The following is a 23,103-nucleotide window of genomic DNA, read 5'->3' on the forward strand; positions in this document are numbered from 1 at the left end:
CTAGCAGCAATGTATTGAGTTATAGCCAGCTAATTAAACTCAATGGTGAGTTTTTTAGCTGATTGGCGGTTTGCTGGCATTTTAATTTAATATTGTTAAATCACCATCCGTAAGATGCGGACGCCGCAACAATTTCATCACCGTTGGATGTACCTGATGTAGAGAGGGTAGCGGCTATATTCTCAGCGAACTTATGACGGTAACCGACTGCGTAACCTTGCGCATCTTTGAAGTTGGCAGCACCGACGGCAACCGCGTTATCGGTATCAACGTAATGCAAACCAGCAAGAGAAGCAGCGCCAGCGATACCAGCACGATATTCCTTGCGATCCTCATTCTGCTGATTCTCCAGAGAAGAGAACTTAGCGTTATTTTGACTCTCTAACGCAGTAATACGTGATTCATGATTCGCTAATTGTGCGCTGTGATTCTGAATTGTCGTTTCTTGTGCTTGCTGGCGTGACTGAACGTTAGCAACAGCAGCTTTGTTAGCAGCGGCTACCGTTTGTGCATCAACCGCTAAAGATTGCGCATAAGTGCCCGTATTAAATGCCTGAGTCGCTTTGTCAGAGGCACCCTGAAGGGCGTGATCTTGTCTATCCTGATCGGCGTCGAAAATGCTTTTATCTACCTTACCTGCCAGCGCTTGAGTGTTAGCATCTGCTTTGTTGTTCGCATTGGTAGCGGTGAGTTCAGCTTTATTTACTCTTGTGTTTGTATCAATGATTGCTTGACCGTTAGTAATAACGCCTTGTAAAGCCGCATCTGCTTTATTATTAGTGTTATCAATCAATATATTCTGTTTGTTATCAGTGATTGTCTGATCTGCTTTGTTATCGTCGACTTTCTGATTAAGGATAGCGTTAGCTTGAGTGTTAGCGTTTACGCCATCTTGAGCGGTGTTAGCTGTATCTTGTGCTTTATTAATAGCTGTATTTGCTCTGTCAATATCGCCCTGAAGGTTATAGATTTGCCCGTCTTGCTTAATGTTACTCCCCTCGATGTTATCAAGGTTGTAGGCGGTTTTATCGGTACCCTGAATTTGAATGTGAGCACCTGGATTATTGACGTTATCGTCAAGGTTTACGTTTACTTCCGCTGCATTTGCAGTATTCATTGAACCAGCGAACACAAAACCAAAAACAGCGATAGCTGTTGTATTTAAATAGTTCATTTTAAAGCTCTCATCATCACTACAAGAAAAAATAAAGTAAGGGCGCTATCCTGGCGGGAAGATACAACGTCTTGTTATATCTGAATTAATTCACGATTAACGGTGGAAATTTTGGTTTGATAACTTATTTCGTAACGTGCAGTAACTATCTATGAATGTGTAATTTTGATTATTGATCTAAATCATAAATAGCAGGAATAGCTAAACGAGTCGATCCAGAAAGGCCCGGCGTAATAACCTTATAATACAATAAGATAGCCTTTCATAATGGATGAGAGTGAAATTAGATATAAAACACCAATACATTAATTGTATTTAAGTGTTTTGATTAAAATGGGTTAATAATACACATAACAGTTTATGTAAATTTATGGGTTTTTGCCGATTATTTATTATCGAACCTTTCGTCAGTTTCGAATGAAAATGAACTCAGCTCATTTTTGTTCCGGGATATACCAGGAAAAAATATTTATGTTGAAGATGCTAGCGAAAAAGTGTTTAGGGAGATTCATAACGCGAACGCTGCCGTGATAAATCAAAACTCCTTGCGCCTGGCCTGTGGCCACGGTTACACTGATTGAGAACATTGATTTTAATAAATCATTGTTTTAAAAGTATTTTGACTCGGCGTGCCCTTCTTTGTGAAGGCTGAGAAATACCCGTATTACCTGATCTGGATAATGCCAGCGTAGGGAAGTCAGATGCCTTCCCGGTCATCGCTTCTTCACGCAAGGCAGGAGCGAACCCATGCAGCCTGACCTGCTCGATTTACACGTTTTACACCACTTCCGAACCCGTTCTCCGCTGACCCACTGCATGACCAATGACGTCGTACAGACCTTTACGGCCAACGTTTTGCTGGCGCTTGGCGCATCCCCGGCGATGGTGATCGAGGCCGAAGAGGCCGAGCAGTTTGCCGCGATAGCCGATGCGCTGCTGGTTAACGTTGGCACGCTGACCGCGCTGCGCGCCCAGTCGATGCGTCGTGCGATTGAAAGTGCGGTAGCGGCAGGCAAACCCTGGACGCTGGACCCGGTTGCCGTGGGCGCCCTGGCGTTCCGCACCCGGTTTTGCCATCAAATCCTTGCCCTGAAACCGGCCGCCATTCGCGGCAATGCTTCCGAAATCCTTGCCCTCGCCGGGATGAGCGCGGGCGGGCGCGGCGTCGATACGACCGATACCGCCGCCAGCGCGGTGCCTGCTGCCCAGGCGCTGGCCCGGCAGATCAATACGATTGTGGTGGTCACCGGCGAGGTGGACTACATCACGGACGGGCAACGCACCCGAACGGTTACCGGCGGTGACCCGCTGATGACGCGCGTGGTGGGCACCGGGTGCGCGCTCTCTGCCGTTGTGGCGGCGAGCTGCTCGCTGCCGGGTGACCGGCTGGATAACATCGCCGCCGCCTGCGGATGGATGAAGCGGGCCGGAACGGTGGCCGTTGCGCACTCGCGCGGCCCGGGCAGTTTTGCCAGCGCGTTCCTCGACGCGCTCTACACGCTGGAGGAGCAGGCATGAAGCGGATTAACGCCCTGACCATTGCCGGCACCGATCCCAGCGGCGGCGCGGGTATCCAGGCAGACCTGAAAACCTTCTCGGCGCTGGGCGCGTACGGCTGCTCGGTCATCACCGCGCTGGTGGCGCAAAACACGTGCGGCGTGCAGTCGGTCTACCGCATCGAGCCAGATTTTGTTGCCGCGCAGCTGGATTCGGTGTTCAGCGACGTGCGTATTGATACCACCAAGATCGGCATGCTGGCCGAAACGGACATTGTGGAAGCGGTGGCCGAACGGCTTAAGCGCTATCAGGTGCAAAACGTGGTGCTGGATACCGTCATGCTGGCAAAAAGCGGCGATCCGCTGCTCTCCGCCTCCGCCGTCGAGACGCTGCGCAATAAGCTGCTGCCGCAGGTGGCGCTCATCACGCCCAATCTTCCGGAAGCCGCCGCGCTGCTGGGCGCGCCGCACGCGCAAACTGAACGGGAAATGAAAGAGCAGGGCAATGCGCTGCTGGCGATGGGCTGCGGGGCGGTGCTGATGAAGGGCGGGCATCTTGATGATCCGGAAAGTCCGGACTGGCTCTTCACCCGCGACGGCGAACTACGCTTTACCGCGCCGCGCGTGCAGACCAAAAATACCCACGGCACGGGTTGTACGCTCTCGGCCGCACTGGCGGCGCTGCGCCCACGTCATGAAAGCTGGGCCGATACGGTTAGCGAAGCAAAAGCCTGGCTCTCGGCGGCGCTGGCAAAAGCCGATACTCTGGAAGTCGGTCACGGTATTGGGCCGGTACACCATTTTCATGCATGGTGGTAAGCCAGTATACTGGCAGAATACATCACGCCTGAGAAAACAGAGATGGAACAAGCGCATACCCGGTTAATCGCTCAACTGAATGAACGGATCGCCGCGCCCGATAACACGCCGCTGTACCTGAAGTTTGCCGAAACGGTAAAAAATGCGGTGCGCAGCGGGGTGCTGGAGCACGGGAATATTTTGCCCGGCGAGCGCGATCTGAGCCAGTTGACCGGGGTGTCGCGCATCACCGTGCGTAAAGCGATGCAGGCGCTGGAGGAAGAGGGCGTGGTGACGCGCGCCCGTGGCTATGGCACGCAAATCAACAATATCTTCGAATATTCGCTGAAAGAGGCGCGCGGTTTTTCCCAGCAGGTGGTGCTGCGCGGCAAGAAGCCGAATACGCTCTGGGTCAACAAGCGGGTGGTGAAGTGTCCGGAAGAGGTGGCCAACCACCTGTCGATCTCCCCGGACAGCGAGGTCTTTTTGCTCAAGCGCATTCGCTATGTCGATGACGATGCGGTGTCGATTGAAGAGTCCTGGGTCCCCGTCGGGTTAATTCCCGACCCGGATGCGATTGGCATTTCGCTCTATGACTACTTCCGCAGTCAGAATATCTACCCGCAGCGCACCCGCTCAAGGGTGAGCGCCCGCATGCCCGACAGCGAGTTTCAGACGCACATTAAGATGGATGAAAAAATACCGGTGCTGGTGATCAAGCAGGTCGCGCTTGACCAGCAGCACCGGCCGATTGAGTACAGCATCAGCTACTGTCGCAGCGATCTATACGTCTTTGTGTGCGAGGAGTAGTGCCTCGCGCGTCGGGGCGCAATCGCCGCCGCGGTGGCTGACCACCCATGACGCCACGGCATTCCCCAGCAGAACGGCATCTGCCAGTGACCATCCCGCAGCCAGCCCGGCCAGCGTGCCGCCCGCGTGGCTGTCGCCTGCACCAATGGTATCCACAACCGTCGCCGGAAACGCCGGAACAACGCCCGAGGCGTCACCGTCATACCACGTAGCACCGTCTTTATCATGGCGCACAATCAGCGCAGCGCCGAAGCGCTGCTGCCACTCCGCACCGAGGTTTTCAGCCTCTACGCCCAGTCTTTCAGCCGCGAGCCCCGCTTCCTGACGATTGAGCGACACGATTGGCCTGCAGGCCATGATTCTCTCCATCAGCGCATCAGGAACATCCGCGATGCGTGGGCCGAAATCGATAAAGGCCGTCACGTCACGTAACCCTTCCAGCCAGCCTGTCAGCAGTTCGCCGCACGGCGAGGCCAGCTGGTAGCCGGAGAGATAAACCAGGCTGTTTTGCGGAACGTGAAGCGCATCCAGCCAGCGCTGCTGCCACTGGTTTTCCACGCCGCTAAAGGACATAAAGGTGCGCTCGCCGTCAGGCTCTACCAGCGCCAGACACCAGCCGTTGTCGCCGGTTTCAGCCTCTACGGCGCTGTGCAGATCCTGCTTCGCCATGGCGTTGCGGATAATATCCGCCCACACGCCATGGCCGACGGGAAGGGCATTTTGCGCGGCGATCCCGAGGCGTTTCAGGGCGATGGCAATGTTCAGCGCGCAGCCGCCAATATTCACGCCCTGCTGCTTAAGTTCGATATCGCACCCGCGCCAGGGCAGGGCGTAGGCGTCGGCGATGACGTCAATCACCGCGGCGCCCAGCACCGTCACCGGGCGCGTGGCGTGCAGATTTTCGAGACGTTGGGCAAATGCCTTCATACGCCCTCCCTTTGCTCCCTGAAGTGCAGCAGTTTCTCGCAATAATGGCCGAAGTTGAGCTGGTTGACGGCGTCGAGTTCGGCTTTGAGCGCCGGATTAATCGCCTGCACGCCGTGGAGCGCGCCGCAGATGGCCGTCGCCATGGCGCCAATAGTGTCCGTATCACCGCCCAGATTGGCGCATAAGATGGCGCAGCGGTTCGGGTCGGTTCCTGCCAGTTCCACCATCGCAATGGCCGCCGGAACGGACTCAATGGTGCTGGTTCCCGCGCCAATCAGCTGATAAACCTGCTCGCTGGCGGACTCAATACCGTTGGCTTCCCGTACGGTCTTAAGCGCCAGCTCAATACGCGCCGCCAGCGACGCGCTGAAGGTGGTGGTTTTCATCTCCTGCGCATAGCGGGCGATCCCCGGCAGGGCATCAACGATGTTCTGCCAGCTTTCGCCGTCGATGGCGCGGGAAACCGCCCAGGCCATCACCACCGCGCCGGCAATCGCGAGGTCCGATTTATGGGTCGGGCTGGAGGCCTGCGCCACCTGTTCAACAAAGTGTTCCAGCCGCGTCGCCGGGAGCAGGCAGCCCAGCGGGGAGGCGCGCATCGCCGCCCCGTTCGTCACGCCGTTGTTCTCCAGCGCGCTGACCGGTTTCCCGTCACGAATCGCATTAAGCGCGATTTTGGAGGTCGGGCCGAGCACGTTCTTGTTGAACGCGTCGAAATCGAGCGCCCAGTTCAGGATATGCTTGCCGATAACGTCCGCATTAATTTCCCCGTCGCACTCGATAATCGCATCGGCCAGGCACAGCGCCATTGAGGTATCGTCGGTGTACTCTGCCTGCCCGAAATAGCAGGCCGCGTTATTTTCTGCCGGGCCGGGTAAAAAGCGGTCGATCCAGCCAAAGTGCGCCTTGACGCGCTTTCTCGGCCACAGTTCCGACGGCATGCCCATCGCATCCCCTAACGCCTGCCCGTAAAGGGCACCGAGAATACGTTCTTGTTTCATTTAACTTCCCCTTGTGTCAGCGCGGCATCGCCATCAACCACCGCAATTGCAGCGATCTCTTTGTCCGATTCGCGGAAAAACAGCATAAACAGCACGGCAATCACGGCAATCATGATTGCGCCAAATGTCCACATTCCGGCCCAGTTGAAGGTCAGCCCATTCACCGGCTCTTTGTAGGCGAACATTTTTTCCATCATCACGCCGCCCAGGCGGTAACCCAGCAGGCTACCAAAGCCCTGACAGCAGAGCGTAATCAGGCCCTGCGCGGCGGTGCGCATATGCACCGGCGCTTTTTTATCCACGTAGATATATGCGGTGACGTAGTAGAAGTCGTAGCTCACGCCGTGCAGCAGAATGCCGAGGAACAGCAGGGCGTAGGTGAAGTACTGTTCCGCACCGCCGTAAACGAAGAACCCGTAGCGGATGGCGGCGGTAATCAGACCCAGCAGCAAGACCTTCTTAATACCAAAGCGTTTGGTAAAGAACGGCAGCGCCAGCATAAAGAAGATTTCAGAGAACTGGCCGAGCGTCATCCAGCCGGTGGCGTTTTTCATCCCCACTTCAGTGAGATAGCCGTTGGCGAAAATGTAGTAGAAGGCCAGCGGCATGGCGAACAGGAACGAGCAGAAGAAGAACACGAGGAAGTTTCTGTCGCGCAGCAGGATCAGCGCGTCCAGCCCCAGCATCACTTTGAAGTCCAGCTTGCCGGTGCTCTTCGGCGGTGTGTTCGGCAGGAAGAGGGCAAAGACGCCGAGCAGGGCGGAGCTGGCGGCGGTCATCAGCAGGGGAATATTGGTATCGGAAATATCGCTATAGCCCAGCATCTGCGGCAGGAAGCCGCACGCCAGCCCGGAGGCGATCCAGCCGATCGTACCCATCACGCGGATGCGCGGAAAATCGGCCTCGACGTCGTCCACGTTGGCGAAGGCAATGCTGTTGGTCAGCGCGATGGTGGGCATATAGGTCAGGGAGTAAACCAGCAGCAGCGGGAAGAAGGTGCTGAACTGGGTTTGCTGTGCGGCGAAGTACATCAGAATCGCGCCGGCAAACATCAGCACCGCCAGCACTTTCTGCGCGGCGAAGAAGCGGTCCGTCAGCGATCCGACCAGAATTGGGGAGAGGATAGCGGCAATGGCGGTACAGGCATAAGACCAGCCGATTTCCCCGGCGGTAAAACCGCTTTTGCTCAGCCACAGCCACAGCGGCACAAACCACGCGCCCCAGATAAACCATTCAACAAACATCATGAATGACAGTTGGACTTTCGTTTTCATTTTTTAATCCTGCATGTCAGAGAGGGTACGCCTTTAACATACCATTCTGTAATACCTTTTAAATACCTTTGTGGCGATTGTTTGATCAATGTAACAGTTTTGTTGTACACGAATCGAGCCAGCAGATTGTGCTGAAAAAAAATGCAAAAGGTGGAAAATCTGTTAAGTCGGTACCAGGCTTAGTCTGCCCATAAAAGATGGGACTGGATAAACGCACACCGACATGACGTCGAACTTACGGGAGTATCACATGACTGATATTGCGCAGTTGCTTGGCAAAGACGCCGACAGCCTTTTACAGCATCGTTGTATGACCATTCCAGCCGACCAGCTTTATCTGCCTGGTCATGACTACGTTGACCGCGTGATGGTCGATAACAACCGTCCGCCTGCCGTGCTAAGAAATATGCAGACGCTCTATAACACCGGGCGGCTCGGCGGCACCGGATATCTCTCCATTCTGCCGGTAGACCAGGGCGTTGAGCACTCGGCGGGCGCCTCTTTCGCGGCGAATCCGCTCTATTTCGATCCGAAGAACATTGTTGAGCTGGCGATTGAAGCGGGCTGTAACTGCGTGGCCTCCACCTACGGCGTGCTGGCCTCCGTCTCGCGTCGCTATGCCCACCGCATTCCGTTCCTCGTGAAGCTGAACCACAATGAAACCCTGAGCTACCCCACCGAATATGACCAGACGCTCTACGCCAGCGTCGAGCAGGCGTTCAATATGGGGGCGGTTGCCGTTGGGGCGACCATCTATTTCGGCTCAGAACAGTCTCGTCGTCAGATTGAAGAGATCTCTGCGGCGTTTGAGCGCGCGCACGAGCTGGGTATGGTGACCGTGCTGTGGGCGTACCTGCGCAACTCGGCGTTCAAAAAAGACGGCGTGGATTACCACGTGTCGGCTGACCTGACCGGCCAGGCGAACCATCTGGCGGCGACCATTGGCGCGGATATCGTGAAGCAGAAAATGGCCGAGAATAATGGCGGATATAAAGCAGTGAACTTTGGTTACACCGATGACCGCGTTTACAGCAAGCTGACCAGCGATAACCCGATCGACCTGGTGCGCTACCAGTTGGCGAACTGCTACATGGGCCGCGCAGGGCTGATTAACTCCGGCGGCGCGGCGGGCGGCGATACCGACCTGTCAGACGCGGTGCGTACGGCGGTTATCAACAAGCGCGCGGGCGGCATGGGGCTGATCCTGGGCCGTAAGGCGTTTAAGAAATCGATGGCTGACGGCGTGAAGCTGATCAATGCGGTGCAGGACGTCTATCTGGACAGCAAAGTCACGATTGCCTGACCTGAGGGCGAAGCGTAGGCCGGGTAAGGCGTAGCCGCCACCCGGCAATACCATTAGCGCAAAAGCACACAGTCTGGCGGCAACCGACACTGCAGCGCGCCGGGCAACACTTCAATTCGGAACTGCGTCCCGCTGAGCGGTTCCCCGTCGAGGTTAAAGGTCATCCCGTGCGGGGCATTTACCTCAAACCATGCGGATTTCCCGTCAATGATATTCGGACTCTCTTCCGGCTGCGTCAGCGTGGTAAACAGCGCGGGCAGCAGGCCGTCGCCCGTGAAAATCCGCAGCTGTAGCTGACCATCATTGATCAGCGCCTCCGGGCACAGCTGCTGCCCGCCGCCGGCCTGGCGACCATTACCGATGCCAATCACCAGCGCGTCGCCCTGCCACTGGAAATCTTCGCCGCGAATTTCGCAGCGGTCAAGCTTGAGGGTATCCATGCGCATCAGACCGTGGATCAGATACGACACGCCGCCCAACGCCGCCTTCAGTTTTTCCGGCGTTTCGCTGGTGATGCGCGTGCCGAACCCGCCGGTGGCCATATTGATAAAGCAGGTTTTGTCATTCACCTGCGCAATATCTACCGCGGTCGCTTTACCGAGGATCGCCAGCTGAAGCGCTTTCTCTAACGCCTCGGGGATCCCGGCGCTGGTGGCAAAATCATTGGCGGTGCCGAGCGGTAAAATACCCATCACCGGGCGGTCTGCCGGGAGCAGGTCGATCAGCGCTGACGCGATCTCATTGATGGTGCCATCGCCGCCGCCGGAAATGATGGTCTCAACGCCAAGCCCGAGGGCTTCATTGATATAGCGTGCCGCGTCGCCTTTTTCCCATGTTACTCTTACGTGGATGCGCGCGCCGTCGTCACGCAAACCCTGAATGGCCTGACGCAGCAGATCGTTGCCCGCACTTTTGCCGTTGAGAATCAATAAACTGTCTGGATAGGTTGCCATCCGCGCTGCTCCCTTTTTTAGCGTTAGTAAGAGTGTATAGCAGAGAGGGAAAAAGCGGGTAAGAACAGGATGAAAGGAACAAAACAGGCACTAAAGCGCGTTACACTCCAGCGATGAGATTAACGTAATCACAGGAAAGTGATGATGAATAAAATTTTGGTAAGCGCTTGCCTGATGGGATTCAGGGTCCGTTATAACGGAAGTGAAAAAGCGCGAATGAATGAGCAACTCGCTCGCTGGCAACAGGAACAACGTCTGGTTATCCACTGCCCAGAGCTTGCAGCCGGGTTGCCTGTGCCTCGTCCTCCGGCAGAGATTAAATTCGCTGATGGCAAAGACGTGATGCACGGGCAAGCCAGAATTATGGAAAATACCGGGCAGGACGTGACCGCACATTATCAGCTTGCAGCCTGGCTCGCGCTACGCGCTGCTCAGGCGTCGGGGTGTAGCGCTGCATTGTTAACCGATGGTAGCCCAACGTGCGGCAGTGAGTTTATTTATGACGGATCGTTTCGCGGTATACAGAAAGCGGGGAGGGGGGTTGCTGCGTCGTTGCTCGCTGAGAATGGGATCGCCGTGTTCTCAGAGAAGCAAATCGACGAACTCATTGCCTGGGTTGAGGAGAGAGAAGGCAAAAAATAAGCCCGCGTAAGGGAGATTACGCAGGCTAAGGAGGTGGTTCCTGGTACAGCTAGCATTTATGGGTTATGTTTTTCAGCGGGGGGATAATACCCGTATTGAACGAAGCGGTATGTGATCCGATTCTAAGAATTATCCCAGCGAGAAAAAATTTCCCTGATTGACTATTTGCCGTGTGGGTTTCGGGTGCTTTCACCGTTGAAGTTACGCATCAGCAGCGCGAACTTCAGCTCCACCTCTTCCGGAACCGGCAGCCAGACGGTGTGCCCGTCGCCTGGCGCGACCTCAATCGCTTCGCCTTTGCCGTTTTCCAGATGCTCCAGCGTGAAGTTCATGTTGCCCTGCGGGGTCATCAGCTCCAGGCTGTCGCCTTTGGTGAATTTGTTTTTCACCGCAACGGCCGCCAGCGCGCCTTTGCGCTCGCCGGTGAAGTCTCCGACAAACTGCTGGCGCTCGGATACGGAGTAGCCGTGCTCGTAGTTCTGGTAGTCGTCGTGGGTGTGACGGCGCAGGAAGCCTTCGGTATAGCCGCGGTGCGCCAGGCCTTCCAGCGTTTCCAGCAGGCTGGTATCGAACGGTTTACCGGCGGCCGCATCGTCGATGGCTTTACGGTACACCTGTGCGGTACGCGCGCAGTAGTAATAGGATTTGGTGCGGCCTTCAATCTTCAGGGAGTGCACGCCCATCTGGGTCAGGCGCTCAACGTGGGCGATGGCGCGCAGATCTTTCGAGTTCATGATGTAGGTGCCGTGCTCGTCTTCAAAGGCGGTCATGTACTCGCCCGGACGTTTGGCTTCTTCAATCATAAACACGCTGTCGGTTGGCGCGCCGATGCCCAGCGTAGGCTCAACGTTGGTCACCGGAATAGGCTCGTGCTTGTGGACGATGTTGCCGATGTCGTCCTCTTTGCCTTCCTGGACGTTATATTCCCAGCGGCAGGCGTTGGTGCAGGTGCCCTGGTTCGGGTCGCGCTTGTTGATATAGCCTGAGAGCAGGCAGCGGCCGGAGTAGGCCATGCACAGCGCGCCGTGAACGAAGATTTCGATTTCCATATCCGGCACCTGGGTGCGGATCTCTTCGATCTCTTCCAGCGAAAGCTCGCGGGACAGGATGACGCGGGTCAGCCCCATCTGCTTCCAGAACTTCACCGTCGCCCAGTTGACGGCGTTAGCCTGTACGGAGAGGTGGATATCCATCTCCGGGAAGTTCTCCCGAACCAGCATGATTAAACCCGGGTCCGACATGATCAGCGCGTCCGGCCCCATATCCACCACCGGCTTCAGGTCACGGATGAACGTTTTCAGCTTGGCGTTGTGCGGCGCGATGTTGACCACCACGTAGAATTTTTTACCCAGAGCATGCGCCTCGTTGATGCCGAGCTGCAGGTTCTCGTGGTTGAATTCGTTGTTACGCACGCGCAGCGAGTAGCGCGGCTGGCCCGCATACACGGCGTCGGCGCCATAGGCGAAAGCGTAACGCATATTTTGCAGCGTTCCCGCCGGGGAAAGGAGTTCCGGTTTAAACATGTTTGTTCTCGTTCTGATGACAGGTCAGATCCGCATGCACCAAGTGCAGCGGTAAGGGGAGATCCCCCACATTAAGGGCGGGCATTGTAGCGCTGCGGGGCAGGGAGGTAAAGTTATTGTGCCGGGTGGCGGTTTCGCCTTACCCGGCCTGGATTGACCCTCTGCTGGCTAGGCAATCCTGCACGCATCCGCTTCCCAGCGATACCCCACGCCATACACCGCGCGGATAAACGACTGCTCGGCGTCCAGCGCCTCCAGCTTGCGGCGCAGGTTTTTGATGTGGCTGTCGATGGTGCGGTCGGTCACGACGCGGTAATCGTCGTACAGGTGGTTCAGCAGCTGTTCGCGGGAGAAGACTTTTCCCGGCTCGTGGGAGAGGGTTTTCAGCAGGCGGAACTCAGCAGGCGTCAGGTCCAGCAGCTTGCCGCGCCAGCTCGCCTGGAAGCGGCTTTCATCCACAATCAGCGGACTTTCGGCGTCCAGCACCTGAAGCTCGCGCTGCGGCCTGCAGCGGCGCAGAATGGTTTTCACGCGGGCGACCACTTCACGCGGGCTGTAGGGTTTGCAGATATAATCGTCCGCGCCTATTTCGAGCCCCAGCAGGCGGTCAATCTCTTCAATTTTGGCGGTGACCATGACGATCGGTACGTCGGAGAAGCGGCGAATTTCCCGGCACAGGGTCAATCCATCAACCCCAGGCAGCATTAAATCCAGCAGGATCAGGTCCGGCGGGGTCTGGCGCACGTAGGGCAGCACCTGGTCGCCGTGGCCGATCAGTGACGGGGCATAGCTGGCCGCGCGTAAATAGTCGATCAGCAGCTGTCCCAGCTTGGGTTCGTCTTCGACGATCAAAATGCGCGGCGTGTTTTCGTCAATCGGTAACTCGGTCATACTTCTCTCGATAAATCCCGTTCCAGAGGTAACTCTACTGTAATGCTAACCCCGCCAAAAGGCGAATGGGCGGCGCGAATGGTGCCATTATGCGCCTCGACGATGTTAACGCAAATCGCCAGCCCCAGGCCGGAGCCGCCGCTGGCGCGGTTGCGGGAGCCTTCGGTGCGGTAAAAGCGCTCGAACAATTTTTCCAGCTGCGCGTCCTGCACGCCGGGGGCGGAATCGGCGAAGGTGAGGGCGAAGCGCCCGTTGTCCTGCCTGCCGGAGATATGCAGCCCGCCACCGCTGTCGGTGTAGCGCAGGCTGTTTTCCAGCAGGTTGTTGAACAGCTGCATCAGCCGATCTTTGTCGCCAAACACCACCGCGCTGTCCGGCAGGGAGAGGTCGATTTTCAGGTTGCGGCTGGCAAAGCGTTCGCGGAAGGCGCCGCTCGCTACTTCCAGCACGTTAATGACGTCTACGGGCGCCTTCTGGTAGGCCAGCGCGCCTTCGTCGGACATGGAGAGCTGGTGGAGATCGTCCACCAGCTTGGTGAGCGTGCCCACCTCCGCCTGCAGAGAGGCCACCGATTCCGGCGTAAACTGGCGCACGCCGTCCTGAATGGCCTCCAGTTCGCCGCGCAGCACCGCCAGCGGGGTGCGCAGCTCGTGTGAAATATCGGCCATAAAATCGCGGCGCATCTGCTGGTTTTTTTCAAGCGTGCTGGCGAGCTGGTTAAAGTCCTGCGCCAGCTTGCCCAGTTCGTCCTGGCTGCGGGTATCGACGCGGGTGGTGAAATCCCCGGCGGCCAGCTTGTGCGTGCCCTCCACCAGCCGTTTCACCGGGGCGAGCAGACCGCGCGCCAGCGGGAAGGTGGCGAGCGCGGCGAGCAGCGTGGAGAGGGCGACAATCAGCCAGCTGGTCCGGCGCTGCTGGCGGTCAAAGTTGATGTCGGTGTTGCGCGTCAGGCGCTCCACCGGCGAGGCGATAACCCAGCCGACGGTCGCGTTATTCACTTTAATCGCCCGACGGGTGCCGTCCGGCGGTATCGGCGCGCGCGGGCCAACCAGGGGGCGCATGTCCTGGTCGATCACCCAGAACTGGGTGCGCCAGCCGTGCGGCGGCATGCCCGGGCCCGGACGGTCGTCACCGGTATCGTGCTCCAGCGAGCGCAGGATCTGGAAAATAAAGCGGTCGTTATTGCGCAGAAAACGCCAGTTGCCGTGCTGGGCGTACTGTTCACTCAGCGCATCGCTTAAGCCCTGCAAACGCTGCTCATTGCCATGCTTGATGTAATCAATAAAGCCGCGCTCAAAGCTGACCCGCACCGCCCAGTGCATGGTGATCAGCAAAACAATACAGGTGGCAAAAATCGCCAGAAAGAGCTTGCCGGTAATACCCGGACGCCAGAATTTCATGAGCCACTCCTTTTGCCGCGCCTAATCACGACGTCCTTGCTGGTATCATCCGGCACGCGGGCGAAGATGAACGCGGGCAGGGCGATGATGACCGCCATGCTGAGGTAGGTATACATAAAGACCTGATGCGCCACCGGCGTGTCGACGCTGAGATGGTGCTGGCCGTACATGCCGAGCAGCAACCCCGCGATCGTCACGCCCACGCTCATGGAGAGCTGCATCACCATCGACAGCAGGCTGTTGCCGCTGCTCGCCAGATCGTCCGGCAGGTCTTTTAGCGTCAGGGTATTCATCGACGAGAAGCGCATGGAGTTGACGATCCCCTGGCAAAACAGCACCAGCGGCAGGACGTAGTACCAGCCCATCAGCGCCACGGCCATAAACAGCAGGCTGACCAGCGCCAGCCCCAGCGTGGCGGCCACCAGCACGTGACGGTAGCCAAAGCGGTTCACCACCTGCACCACCATGCGCTTCATCCCCATGCTGCCGAGCACCATTGGGATCATCATCAGACCCGCGTGGAATGGCGAAAAGCCCATGCCAATTTGCAGAAAAACGGGCGTCATAAACGGCAGCATGCCGCTGCCGACGCGTCCGGCAAAGCTGCCGAACAGCCCGAGACGGTAGGTAGGGTTTTTAAACAAGTTCAGGCTGAACAGCGCCTGGTCATTGCCGCGAGCATGCCACAAATACCCTGCAATGGTGGAAATGCCAATAACCACCAGCAACCCGAGCATCAGGGTGGAAATCCCCAGCCCCTTTTGCCCGTCGAGTGCCAGGGTAAGCGTGGCCATGCCCGCCGCCAGCAGAATAAAGCCGAAGAAATCAAAGCGCCGGGTCTGCATTTTGTAGTTCGGCATCAGCGTCAGGGTGGCCATCGCGCCGATGATGCCTACCGGGAGATTGATTAAGAAGATCCAGTGCCAGGAGGCGTACTCCACCAGCATACCGCCCAGCGCAGGCCCAAGCAGCGGCCCCACCTGGCCGGGCAGGGTGACAAAGGTCATCGCCGCCATGTACTGCTCGCGCGGTACAATCTTCATCACCGTTAGTCGCCCAACGGGCACCATCATCGCCCCGCCGATGCCCTGCAGCACGCGCGCCATGACCAGCTGGTCGAGGGTGTTGGCCTGCGCGCAAAACAGCGAGCCGGTGGTAAACAGCACGATGGCGGTAAAGAAGATATTCCGCACGCCGACCTTATCGGCCAGCCAGCCGCTGGCGGGCAGCATCACGGCAACCGTCAGCACGTAGGAGACAATCACCATGTGCATATGCAGCGGGCTCTCCCCGAGGCTTTTCGCCATGGAGGGGAGGGCGGTGTTGACGATGGTCGTATCCAGCGACTGCATAAAGAAGCCGAAGGCGACTATCCATAATTGCCAGCGAACGTTGCTGGGAAGCTCTGTCATTTACCCGTTTACCGTTTCTCTGTTTTTACGCGAAAAGTGCAGCCGCAGGCGGTCGAAGAACAGATAGACCACCGGCGTGGTGTACAGCGTCAGCAGCTGGCTCATCACCAGGCCGCCGACAATGGTGATCCCCAGCGGCTGGCGCAGTTCGGAACCGTCGCCGCCCGAGATCACCAGCGGCAGCGCGCCAAACAGCGCCGCCAGAGTGGTCATCATGATCGGACGGAAGCGCAGCAGGCAGGCCTGGAAGATGGCCTCTTCCGGCGAGAGGTTGCCGTTGCGCTGGGCGTCCAGCGCGAAGTCCACCATCATGATGGCGTTTTTCTTCACGATGCCGATCAGCAGCATGATCCCGATGAGCGCGATAAGGCTGAACGGCGCCCCGAACAGCTCCAGCGCCAGCAGCGCCCCCACGCCCGCCGACGGCAGCGTCGAAAGGATGGTCAGCGGGTGCACGTAGCTTTCATACAGCACGCCCAGCACAATATAGACCGTAGCGATGGCGGCCAGAATTAAAATCACCTGCGAGTTCATCGTCTCCTGGAATACCTGCGCGGTCCCGGCAAAGCTGCCGCGCACGGTGGACGGTACGCCAAGCTGGGTCATCGCGCGGTTGATCGCGTCGCTGGCCTCGGAAAGTGACGAACCGGCGGGCAGGTTAAAGGAGATGGTCGACGCCGCCGACAGCCCCTGGTGGTTCACCGACAGCGGCGCGTTGGCGGGCTGCCAGCTGGCAAAGTACGAGAGCGGAATCGCCTTGCCGTCGTTGTTAATCACAAACATTTTGTCCAGGGCGCTGATGTCCTGGGTGTAGCGCGGGTCAACCTCCATCACCACCTTATACTGGTTCATCGGCTGGTAGATGGTGGAGATCTCGCGCTGGCCGAAGGCGTTATTCAGCAGGCTGTTGGCGGCTTCTACGTTGATGCCCAGCCGTGACATGGTTTCACGGTTGTAGGTCAGGGCCATCTCGGCGCCGTTGTCCTGCTGATCGGAGTTTACGTCCGCCAGTTGGGGAAGGGCGGCCAGCGCCTTGCAGATCTTCGGCTCCCACTCGCGCAGGGCGGCCAAATCGTCCGAGAGTAATGTGTACTGATAGCTGGCGTTCGCCTGTCGCCCACCGACGCGGATATCCTGAACGGCCATCAAAAACAGGTTTGCCCCCGGCTCTTTGGCGAGCTTCACCCGCAGGCGGTCAATCACCTGCTGGGCGGTTTCGTTGCGCTCGCCGCGCGGTTTGAGGGTAATAAACATCATCCCGCTATTGACGCGCGACCCGCCGGTAAAGCCAGTGACGTTATCCACGGCTTTGTCTTCACGAATGATCTTCATAAAGTCCTGCAGCTTGCCGCGCATCGCCTGGAAGGAAATGCTCTGGTCCGCCTGAATGCCGCCCATCAGCACGCCGGTATCCTGCTCCGGGAAAAAGGTTTTCGGGATGGAAATATACAGCCACACGTTGAGCACGATGGTGCCGATCAGCACCAGACCGACCAGCCTTGTGTGGTTCAGCACCCACTTCAGCGATTTGCCGTAGCCCTCCTGCATCGCCATCAGCACGCGGCCAAAGCCTTTGCGGCGCGGCTGCGAGTGCGGCTTGCTGCGCTTGAGCATCCAGCCGCACATCATCGGCGTCAGCGTTAAGGAGATGACCAGCGAAATGCCAATGGCAACCGACAGCGTGACGGCAAACTCGCGCAGCAGCCTGCCCGGCAGCCCGCCCATCAGCAGCAGCGGCAGAAAGACCGCCACCAGCGACAGGCTCATGGAGAGCACCGTAAAGCCCACCTCGCGCGTGCCCTGCAGCGCGGCCTGCAGCGGTTTCACGCCCGCTTCCAGATGGCGGGAAATGTTTTCCAGCACCACGATGGCGTCATCCACCACGAAGCCGGTGGCAATCGTCAGGGCCATCAGCGACAGGTTGTTGAGGCTAAACCCGCACAGATACATGGCGGCAAAGGTGCCGATCAGCGAGACCGGCACGGCCACCGCCGGGATCAGCGTCGCGCGGCCGGATCGCAGGAACAGGAAGACCACCAGGATCACCAGCGCGACGGAGATCACCAGCGTTTGCTCCACCTCTTCCAGCGAGGCGCGAATGGTCGGGGAGCGATCCTGAGCAATTTGCAGATCGATTGCTGCCGGGATGGTCTCCTGCAGCTCCGGGAGACGGGCGCGAATGCTGTTCACCGTCTCGATAATGTTCGCTTCCGGCAGCTTGCGGATCATCAGCAGAATCGCCGGCTTGGCGTTGGTCATCCCGGCGTTGCGTACGTCCTGCACCGAGTCGGTGACGCTGGCCACGTCGCTTAAGCGCACCGCCGCGCCGTTGTTGTAGTGAATAATGAGCGGCTGATATTCCGCCGCGGTTTTCAGCTCGTCGTTGGTGTGGATCTGCCAGCGGTGGCTGTTGTCCTCTATCGCCCCCTGCGGTTTGCGCACGTTGGCGTTGCTGATGGCGGAGCGCACGTCGTCCAGCGACACGCCCTGGTTGAACAGCGCCTGCGGGTTTAACCCCACGCGCACCGCGGGCAGGGAACTCCCGCCGACGCTCACGTCCCCGACGCCGTTAATTTGAGAGATGGTCTGCGCCAGCTGGGTAGACGCAAAATCGTACAGCTGCCCCTGCGAGTACGTATCCGAGGTCAGCGTCAGGATCATGATCGGCGCGTCGGACGGATTGGCCTTGCGGTAGGTCGGACGGCTCGGCATCCCGCTCGGCAGCAGGCTCTGTGCGGCGTTGATGGCCGCCTGCACGTCGCGCGCCGCGCCGTTGATATCCCGGTCGAAGCTGAATTCCAGAATAATGCGCGTGCTGCCCAGCGAGCTGCTGGAGGTCATCTCGTTGACCCCCGCAATCCGCCCGAGCGAACGCTCCAGCGGCGTGGCAACAGACGAGGCCATGGTTTCCGGCGAGGCGCCCGGCAGCGAGGCGCTGACCATGATCACCGGGAAGTCCACCTGCGGCAGGGGGGCCACCGGCAGCAGCCGGAAGCCCAGCACGCCGCAGAGGGTAATGGCGAGCGAGATTAAAATCGTCGCCACCGGGCGATAAATGAAGAGGGCGAAAAACTTCACTTATGCCTCCTCTTCACGTTTCGGGAAGCGGCTTTTGGTCCACAGCGCCAGGCGGTCAAACAGCAGGTAGATCACCGGCGTGGTGAACAGGGTCAGCACCTGGCTCACCAGCAGACCGCCGACCATGCCGATACCCAGCGGACGGCGCAGCTCCGCGCCGACGCCCGTGCTGAGCATCAGCGGCAGCGCGCCCAGCAGGGCGGCCAGCGTGGTCATCAGGATGGGGCGAAAACGCAGCAGGCAGGCCTGGAAAATCGCATCGCGCGGCGACATGCCCTGCTCGCGCTCGGCGGCCAGGGCGAAGTCGATCATCATGATGGCGTTTTTGTTCACGATCCCGATGAGCAGGATGATACCGATGATGGCAATCACGTCCAGCTCGCTGCCCGCCAGCATTAATGCCAGCAGTGCCCCCACGCCCGCCGTCGGCAGGGTAGAGAGGATGGTGATCGGGTGGATAAAGCTCTCGTACAGCACGCCGAGCACGATGTACATCGCCACGACCGCCGCCACGATCAGCCAGATGGTGTTACCCAGCGCGGCCTGGAACGCCAGGGTGCTGCCCTGGAACTGGGTCTGAATATCAGCCGGGAAGCTTACCGCTTTTTCCGCCGCCTGAATGGCCTCCACCGCTTCGCCCAGAGAATAGTTGTCCGGCACGTTAAAGGAGATGGTGGTGGACGGGAACTGATCCAGATGGTTAATCGACAGCGGGGTATAGCGTTCTTCCACCGTGGCGATAGCGCTCAGCGGCACAATGCCGCCGTCTTTGCTGGTCAGGCGCACCGAGTCCAGCCCCGCCAGGCCGGGCGTGTTGTCGGTGTTGTGCTCCAGCACCACGCGGTACTGGTTCGCCTGGGTGTAGATGGTGGAGATCAGGCGCTGACCGAAGGCGTTGTACAGGGCGTTATCCACGTCCGCCATGGTAATGCCGAGGCGGCTGGCGGCGTCGCGGTTGACGTTCACGTACGCTGCCAGCCCTTTGTCCTGCCAGTCGCTGCTGACGTCGGCGAGCTGCGGCAGGGTGTTAAGCTTGTTCACCAGCTGCGGTACCCAGGTGCTGAGGGCATCCAGCGTGGTGGCCTGCAGCGTGAACTGGTACTGCGTGCGGCTGACCTGGGTATCGATGGTCAAATCCTGAATCGGCTGCAGGTACAGCTCAACGCCCGGCACGCGGGCCACGGCGTTTTGCAGCCGCTCAATGACGGCGTTGACGCGATCGTCACGCTCATCCAGCGGCTTGAGGTTGATCTGCAGACGCGCGCTGTTGAGCGACGGATTGGTGCCATCCACGCCGACGTAAGCTGTCAGGCTCTCTACCGCCGGATCCTTCATGATGATGTCAGATACCTGCTGCTGGCGCTGCGCCATATTGGCAAAAGAGACCGACTGTGGGGCCTGAAGCGTGCCCTGAATAATGCCGTTGTCCTGGATCGGGAAGAAGCCTTTCGGAATGAAAATCCACAGCATCACGCTGAGCGCTAGCGTGCCGAGCGCCACGCCGAGCGTGGCCCAAGGGTGGTTGAGGACTTTCGCCAGCACGCGACCGTAGGCGGCAATAATGCGCTCGAACATGCGCTCGGAGGCGCGCGAGAAGCGGTTTTGCTTGCGCAGGGACTCATGGCTCAGCATCCGGGCGCACATCATCGGCGTCAGGGTCAGCGACACCACGGCGGAGATCAGAATGGCGACCGCCAGCGTCACGGCAAACTCGCGGAACAGACGCCCAACGATATCGCCCATAAACAGCAGCGGGATCAGCACCGCAATCAGCGAGAAGGTCAGCGAGATAATGGTAAAGCCGATTTCACCTGCGCCCTTCAGCGCGGCGGCCAGCGGTTTTTCGCCTTTCTCGATATAGCGCGAGATGTTCTCGATGACGACGATGGCATCGTCCACCACGAACCCGGTGGCGATGGTGAGCGCCATCAACGTCAGGTTGTTGATCGAAAAATCGAGGAACACCATCACCGCAAAGGTGCCGACCAGCGAGAGCGGTACGGCGACGGCGGGAATAATGGTCGCCGGAACGTTGCGCAGGAACAGATAAATGATCATCACCACCAGCGCAATCGCCAGCATCAGCTCAAACTGGGTGTCGGTGACCGACGCGCGAATGTTGGTGGTACGGTCGGAAAGCACCTTCACGCTGACCGACTTCGGCAGGCTTTCGATCAGCTGCGGCAGCATGGTGCGGATGCTGTCGGCGGTTTCGATGATGTTAGCGCCCGGCTGGCGCTGCACGTTCATCACGATCGCCTGCTGCTTGTTGGCCCAGGCTCCCAGCCAGCTGTTCTCCGCGCCTTGTTCTACGGTTGCCACGTCGCCCAGACGCACCGGCGCGCCGTTCTGGTAGGCGATAATCAGCTGACGATATTCGTCGGCGGACTGCATCTGGTCGTTGGCCGAGAGCGTGACGGCGCGGGTTGGGCCGTCCAGCGAGCCCTTCGCCGAGTTGACGTTGGCATTGCTGATGGCGCTGCGGATGGTTTCGCTGGTGAGGCCCAGCGCGGCGATGGCCTGCGCGTTAAGCTTGACGCGCACCGCCGGGCGCTGTCCGCCCGCCAGGGTGACGAGGCCGACGCCGGAGACCTGAGAAATTTTCTGCGCCACGCGCGTTTCGACCATGTCTTCGACCTGGGTCATTGGCATGGCGGAGGACGTGACGGCCAGCGTCATGATCGGCGGATCCGCCGGGTTCACCTTGCTGTAGACCGGCGGGTTAGGCAGGTCTGACGGCAGCAGGTTGGTGGCGGCGTTGATGGCGGCCTGCACCTCCTGCTCGGCGACGTCCAGCGACAGCGTCAGCTGGAACTGCAGCGTCACCACGGATGCCCCGCCGGAACTCTGGGAGGACATCTGTTTTAGCCCCGACATCTGGCCGAACTGGCGCTCCAGCGGGGCGGTGATGGCGGACGTCACGACATCCGGGCTGGCGCCGGGATAGAGCGTCACCACCTGAATGGTGGGATAGTCCACCTCGGGCAGCGCCGAGACCGGCAGGAAGCGATAGCCGATAATCCCGGCGAGCAGGATCGCCACCATCAGCAGCGTGGTGGCGACAGGACGGAGGATAAACAGGCGTGACGGCCCACCTGTGGAGCCCGGCGGCAGCACCTGCATCAGGAGGTCGCTCCCTGTTTCGCCGGCTCAACCACTTCCACTTTGGCCCCTTCGGTCAGACGGTCAATGCCGTCGGTGACCACGCGGTCGCCTGCGGAAAGCCCGGCGCTGATGACCACCGTCTGGCTGTCCTGAATTCCGGTTTTTACGAGGTGCTTGCTGACCTTATTGTCGCTGTTAAGCACCCAGACAAAGTTGCCTTCATTACCCATCTGCAGCGCAGCGGTGGGGATCACCACCGCGTTCTCTTCGGTCGCGACCAGCATACGTGCATTGACGAACTGGTTCGGGAAGAGGGCATCGTCCTGGTTATTAAAGCGCGCCTTCAGCTTGATGGTGCCGGTGGTGGTGTCGATCTGGTTATCCAGACTGAGCAGGGACCCTTCACTCAGCTTCTGCGTGTTGGTGCGGTCCCAGGCTTCCACCACCAGGCCTTTACCGGCTTTTTGCGCCTGCATGACGGTCGCGATATCGCTTTCCGGCAGGGTAAAGACTAAATCAATCGGGTGGGTCTGGGTGATCACCACGATGCCCGTGGTATCGCCGCTGGAGATTTGGTTGCCGATATCGACCTGCTTCAGGCCGACGCGTCCGTCAATCGGCGCGGTGATGCGGCTCCAGTCCAGCTGCAGCTGGGCGCTGGCCACCGCGGCTTCGTCCGCTTTGATCGTGCCCTGCGTTTCACTGACCAGCGACTGCTGGGTATCCAGCTCCTGACGGGACACCAGGTTTGTTTTCACCAGCTGCTGGTAGCGGACTAAATCGCGCCGGGCGTTGGCGAGGGTCGCGTTGTCTTTCGCGAGCTGTCCCTGCGCCTGGGCAAGGGCGACCTTAAACTGGCTCGGGTCGATTTCCGCCAGCAGGTCGCCAGCCTTGACCTGCTGACCTTCCTGGAAGTGGATCGCGATGAGCTGGCCGTCGACGCGGCTGCGCACCGTGGCGGTGTTGGCAGCGGTAATGGTCCCGAGACCGGTGAGATAGCGAGGAACGGCTTTATTCACCGCCGTCGCCGCCTGAACCGGCGCCAGCGCGCCGCCGCGCATGCCGTGACGACTTCCACCCGTTGGGCGCTGGGTCTGGCTGGTGGCGCCGGCCGGTGCGGCGGTGTTCGCGGATTGACTGTGCCAGTACCAGGCGGCGGCAAGGGCCACCACAATGATGCCAGCGGCTATTGCCCAGCGGGATTTGTTACTGCCTTTCATCGTTATACGTTCTCATCCTGAATACTTCGGGGAATGATACTAGTTTAGTCAGGCAACACAGCGGAAAAATGGAGGAAATATGGAAGACTGTCGGGA

The 23,103-nt window shown here is 58.9% G+C and carries 17 protein-coding genes and 1 riboswitch; of the genes, 5 read left to right on the plus strand and 12 right to left on the minus strand.

What is annotated here, in order from left to right; genetic code table 11:
* Positions 1 to 100: 100 nt before the first annotated feature.
* Complete coding sequence (locus N6P30_RS19850) at positions 101 to 1,174, minus strand: YadA C-terminal domain-containing protein (protein ID WP_058673312.1); 1,074 nt, start codon at positions 1,172 to 1,174, stop codon at positions 101 to 103.
* Positions 1,175 to 1,789: 615 nt separating this feature from the next.
* A riboswitch (TPP riboswitch) is annotated at positions 1,790 to 1,886 on the plus strand.
* A gap of 35 nt (positions 1,887 to 1,921) precedes the next feature.
* Here N6P30_RS19850 and thiM point away from each other — a divergent pair.
* Genes thiM through N6P30_RS19865 form a run of 3 tightly spaced genes read left to right on the plus strand, consistent with a single transcriptional unit; the run spans position 1,922 to position 4,278 of the window.
* The gene (gene thiM / locus N6P30_RS19855; RefSeq protein WP_021241475.1) at positions 1,922 to 2,692 is read left to right on the plus strand and encodes a hydroxyethylthiazole kinase; all 771 of its coding nucleotides are present in this window, start codon (positions 1,922 to 1,924) and stop codon (positions 2,690 to 2,692) included.
* The gene (thiD, locus tag N6P30_RS19860; protein ID WP_058673313.1) at positions 2,689 to 3,489 is read left to right on the plus strand and encodes a bifunctional hydroxymethylpyrimidine kinase/phosphomethylpyrimidine kinase; all 801 of its coding nucleotides are present in this window, start codon (positions 2,689 to 2,691) and stop codon (positions 3,487 to 3,489) included. Before thiM ends, thiD begins: the two co-directional genes overlap by 4 nt.
* Positions 3,490 to 3,531: 42 nt before the next feature.
* Positions 3,532 to 4,278, plus strand: a complete 747-nt coding sequence (locus N6P30_RS19865; protein ID WP_023325645.1) for a GntR family transcriptional regulator — start codon at positions 3,532 to 3,534, stop codon at positions 4,276 to 4,278.
* On the opposite strand, the gene N6P30_RS19870 is transcribed toward N6P30_RS19865, so the two are convergent.
* Genes N6P30_RS19870 through N6P30_RS19880 form a run of 3 tightly spaced genes read right to left on the minus strand, consistent with a single transcriptional unit; the run spans position 4,252 to position 7,480 of the window.
* A complete protein-coding gene (locus N6P30_RS19870) occupies positions 4,252 to 5,205 on the minus strand; it encodes a PfkB family carbohydrate kinase (RefSeq protein ID WP_058673315.1) in 954 nt (317 codons plus the stop codon). The two genes, N6P30_RS19865 and N6P30_RS19870, sit on opposite strands and share 27 nt — an antisense overlap.
* Complete coding sequence (locus tag N6P30_RS19875; RefSeq protein ID WP_058673316.1) at positions 5,202 to 6,206, minus strand: ADP-ribosylglycohydrolase family protein; 1,005 nt, start codon at positions 6,204 to 6,206, stop codon at positions 5,202 to 5,204. The genes N6P30_RS19870 and N6P30_RS19875 overlap by 4 nt, the downstream gene beginning before the upstream one ends.
* Positions 6,203 to 7,480: a nucleoside permease gene (locus N6P30_RS19880; RefSeq protein WP_021241472.1), complete on the minus strand. Its 1,278-nt coding sequence runs from the start codon at positions 7,478 to 7,480 to the stop codon at positions 6,203 to 6,205. The genes N6P30_RS19875 and N6P30_RS19880 overlap by 4 nt, the downstream gene beginning before the upstream one ends.
* Before the next feature lie 250 nt (positions 7,481 to 7,730).
* Here N6P30_RS19880 and fbaB point away from each other — a divergent pair, with 250 nt between their 5' ends.
* Positions 7,731 to 8,783: a class I fructose-bisphosphate aldolase gene (gene fbaB / locus N6P30_RS19885; protein ID WP_008500869.1), complete on the plus strand. Its 1,053-nt coding sequence runs from the start codon at positions 7,731 to 7,733 to the stop codon at positions 8,781 to 8,783.
* A 53-nt stretch (positions 8,784 to 8,836) separates the two neighbouring features.
* Here fbaB and yegS read toward each other — a convergent pair whose 3' ends face one another.
* On the minus strand, positions 8,837 to 9,736 hold the full coding sequence (gene yegS / locus N6P30_RS19890) for a lipid kinase YegS (protein ID WP_260629968.1): 900 nt from the start codon (positions 9,734 to 9,736) through the stop codon (positions 8,837 to 8,839).
* Between the two features lie 141 nt (positions 9,737 to 9,877).
* Here yegS and N6P30_RS19895 point away from each other — a divergent pair, with 141 nt between their 5' ends.
* Complete coding sequence (locus N6P30_RS19895; protein ID WP_058673318.1) at positions 9,878 to 10,378, plus strand: DUF523 domain-containing protein; 501 nt, start codon at positions 9,878 to 9,880, stop codon at positions 10,376 to 10,378.
* Positions 10,379 to 10,539: 161 nt separating this feature from the next.
* Here the strand turns inward: N6P30_RS19895 and yegQ are convergent, their stop codons facing one another.
* The 7 genes from yegQ to N6P30_RS19930 form a co-directional block, all read right to left on the minus strand.
* Entirely contained in the window at positions 10,540 to 11,901 is a 1,362-nt protein-coding gene (yegQ, locus tag N6P30_RS19900) for a tRNA 5-hydroxyuridine modification protein YegQ (RefSeq protein WP_008500866.1), read from the minus strand.
* Positions 11,902 to 12,069: 168 nt separating this feature from the next.
* Entirely contained in the window at positions 12,070 to 12,792 is a 723-nt protein-coding gene (gene baeR, locus N6P30_RS19905; protein ID WP_008500865.1) for a two-component system response regulator BaeR, read from the minus strand.
* Positions 12,789 to 14,192 carry a two-component system sensor histidine kinase BaeS gene (baeS, locus tag N6P30_RS19910; RefSeq protein ID WP_021241469.1) on the minus strand — a complete coding sequence of 468 codons (1,404 nt, stop codon included), beginning with the start codon at positions 14,190 to 14,192 and terminating at the stop codon, positions 12,789 to 12,791. The genes baeR and baeS overlap by 4 nt, the downstream gene beginning before the upstream one ends.
* Positions 14,189 to 15,604 carry an MFS transporter gene (locus tag N6P30_RS19915; protein ID WP_058673319.1) on the minus strand — a complete coding sequence of 472 codons (1,416 nt, stop codon included), beginning with the start codon at positions 15,602 to 15,604 and terminating at the stop codon, positions 14,189 to 14,191. The genes baeS and N6P30_RS19915 overlap by 4 nt, the downstream gene beginning before the upstream one ends.
* Positions 15,605 to 18,682, minus strand: coding sequence for a multidrug efflux RND transporter permease subunit MdtC (gene mdtC, locus N6P30_RS19920; RefSeq protein WP_058673320.1), 3,078 nt, complete (start codon positions 18,680 to 18,682; stop codon positions 15,605 to 15,607).
* Positions 18,683 to 21,805: an MdtB/MuxB family multidrug efflux RND transporter permease subunit gene (locus N6P30_RS19925; RefSeq protein ID WP_260629969.1), complete on the minus strand. Its 3,123-nt coding sequence runs from the start codon at positions 21,803 to 21,805 to the stop codon at positions 18,683 to 18,685.
* Positions 21,805 to 23,007, minus strand: a complete 1,203-nt coding sequence (locus tag N6P30_RS19930; RefSeq protein WP_260629970.1) for an MdtA/MuxA family multidrug efflux RND transporter periplasmic adaptor subunit — start codon at positions 23,005 to 23,007, stop codon at positions 21,805 to 21,807. Before N6P30_RS19930 ends, N6P30_RS19925 begins: the two co-directional genes overlap by 1 nt.
* Positions 23,008 to 23,103: the final 96 nt, after the last annotated feature.

Source organism: Enterobacter sp. PL1, from assembly GCF_945957325.1.
GTDB lineage: Bacteria > Pseudomonadota > Gammaproteobacteria > Enterobacterales > Enterobacteriaceae > Enterobacter > Enterobacter roggenkampii.

Coding starts and splice junctions, on each gene's coding strand:
- N6P30_RS19850 (WP_058673312.1), bottom strand. CDS start 1,174: ATGAACTATTTAAATACAACAGCTATCGCTGTTTTTGGTTTTGTGTTC.
- thiM (WP_021241475.1), top strand. CDS start 1,922: ATGCAGCCTGACCTGCTCGATTTACACGTTTTACACCACTTCCGAACC.
- thiD (WP_058673313.1), top strand. CDS start 2,689: ATGAAGCGGATTAACGCCCTGACCATTGCCGGCACCGATCCCAGCGGC.
- N6P30_RS19865 (WP_023325645.1), top strand. CDS start 3,532: ATGGAACAAGCGCATACCCGGTTAATCGCTCAACTGAATGAACGGATC.
- N6P30_RS19870 (WP_058673315.1), bottom strand. CDS start 5,205: ATGAAGGCATTTGCCCAACGTCTCGAAAATCTGCACGCCACGCGCCCG.
- N6P30_RS19875 (WP_058673316.1), bottom strand. CDS start 6,206: ATGAAACAAGAACGTATTCTCGGTGCCCTTTACGGGCAGGCGTTAGGG.
- N6P30_RS19880 (WP_021241472.1), bottom strand. CDS start 7,480: ATGAAAACGAAAGTCCAACTGTCATTCATGATGTTTGTTGAATGGTTT.
- fbaB (WP_008500869.1), top strand. CDS start 7,731: ATGACTGATATTGCGCAGTTGCTTGGCAAAGACGCCGACAGCCTTTTA.
- yegS (WP_260629968.1), bottom strand. CDS start 9,736: ATGGCAACCTATCCAGACAGTTTATTGATTCTCAACGGCAAAAGTGCG.
- N6P30_RS19895 (WP_058673318.1), top strand. CDS start 9,878: ATGATGAATAAAATTTTGGTAAGCGCTTGCCTGATGGGATTCAGGGTC.
- yegQ (WP_008500866.1), bottom strand. CDS start 11,901: ATGTTTAAACCGGAACTCCTTTCCCCGGCGGGAACGCTGCAAAATATG.
- baeR (WP_008500865.1), bottom strand. CDS start 12,792: ATGACCGAGTTACCGATTGACGAAAACACGCCGCGCATTTTGATCGTC.
- baeS (WP_021241469.1), bottom strand. CDS start 14,192: ATGAAATTCTGGCGTCCGGGTATTACCGGCAAGCTCTTTCTGGCGATT.
- N6P30_RS19915 (WP_058673319.1), bottom strand. CDS start 15,604: ATGACAGAGCTTCCCAGCAACGTTCGCTGGCAATTATGGATAGTCGCC.
- N6P30_RS19925 (WP_260629969.1), bottom strand. CDS start 21,805: ATGCAGGTGCTGCCGCCGGGCTCCACAGGTGGGCCGTCACGCCTGTTT.
- N6P30_RS19930 (WP_260629970.1), bottom strand. CDS start 23,007: ATGAAAGGCAGTAACAAATCCCGCTGGGCAATAGCCGCTGGCATCATT.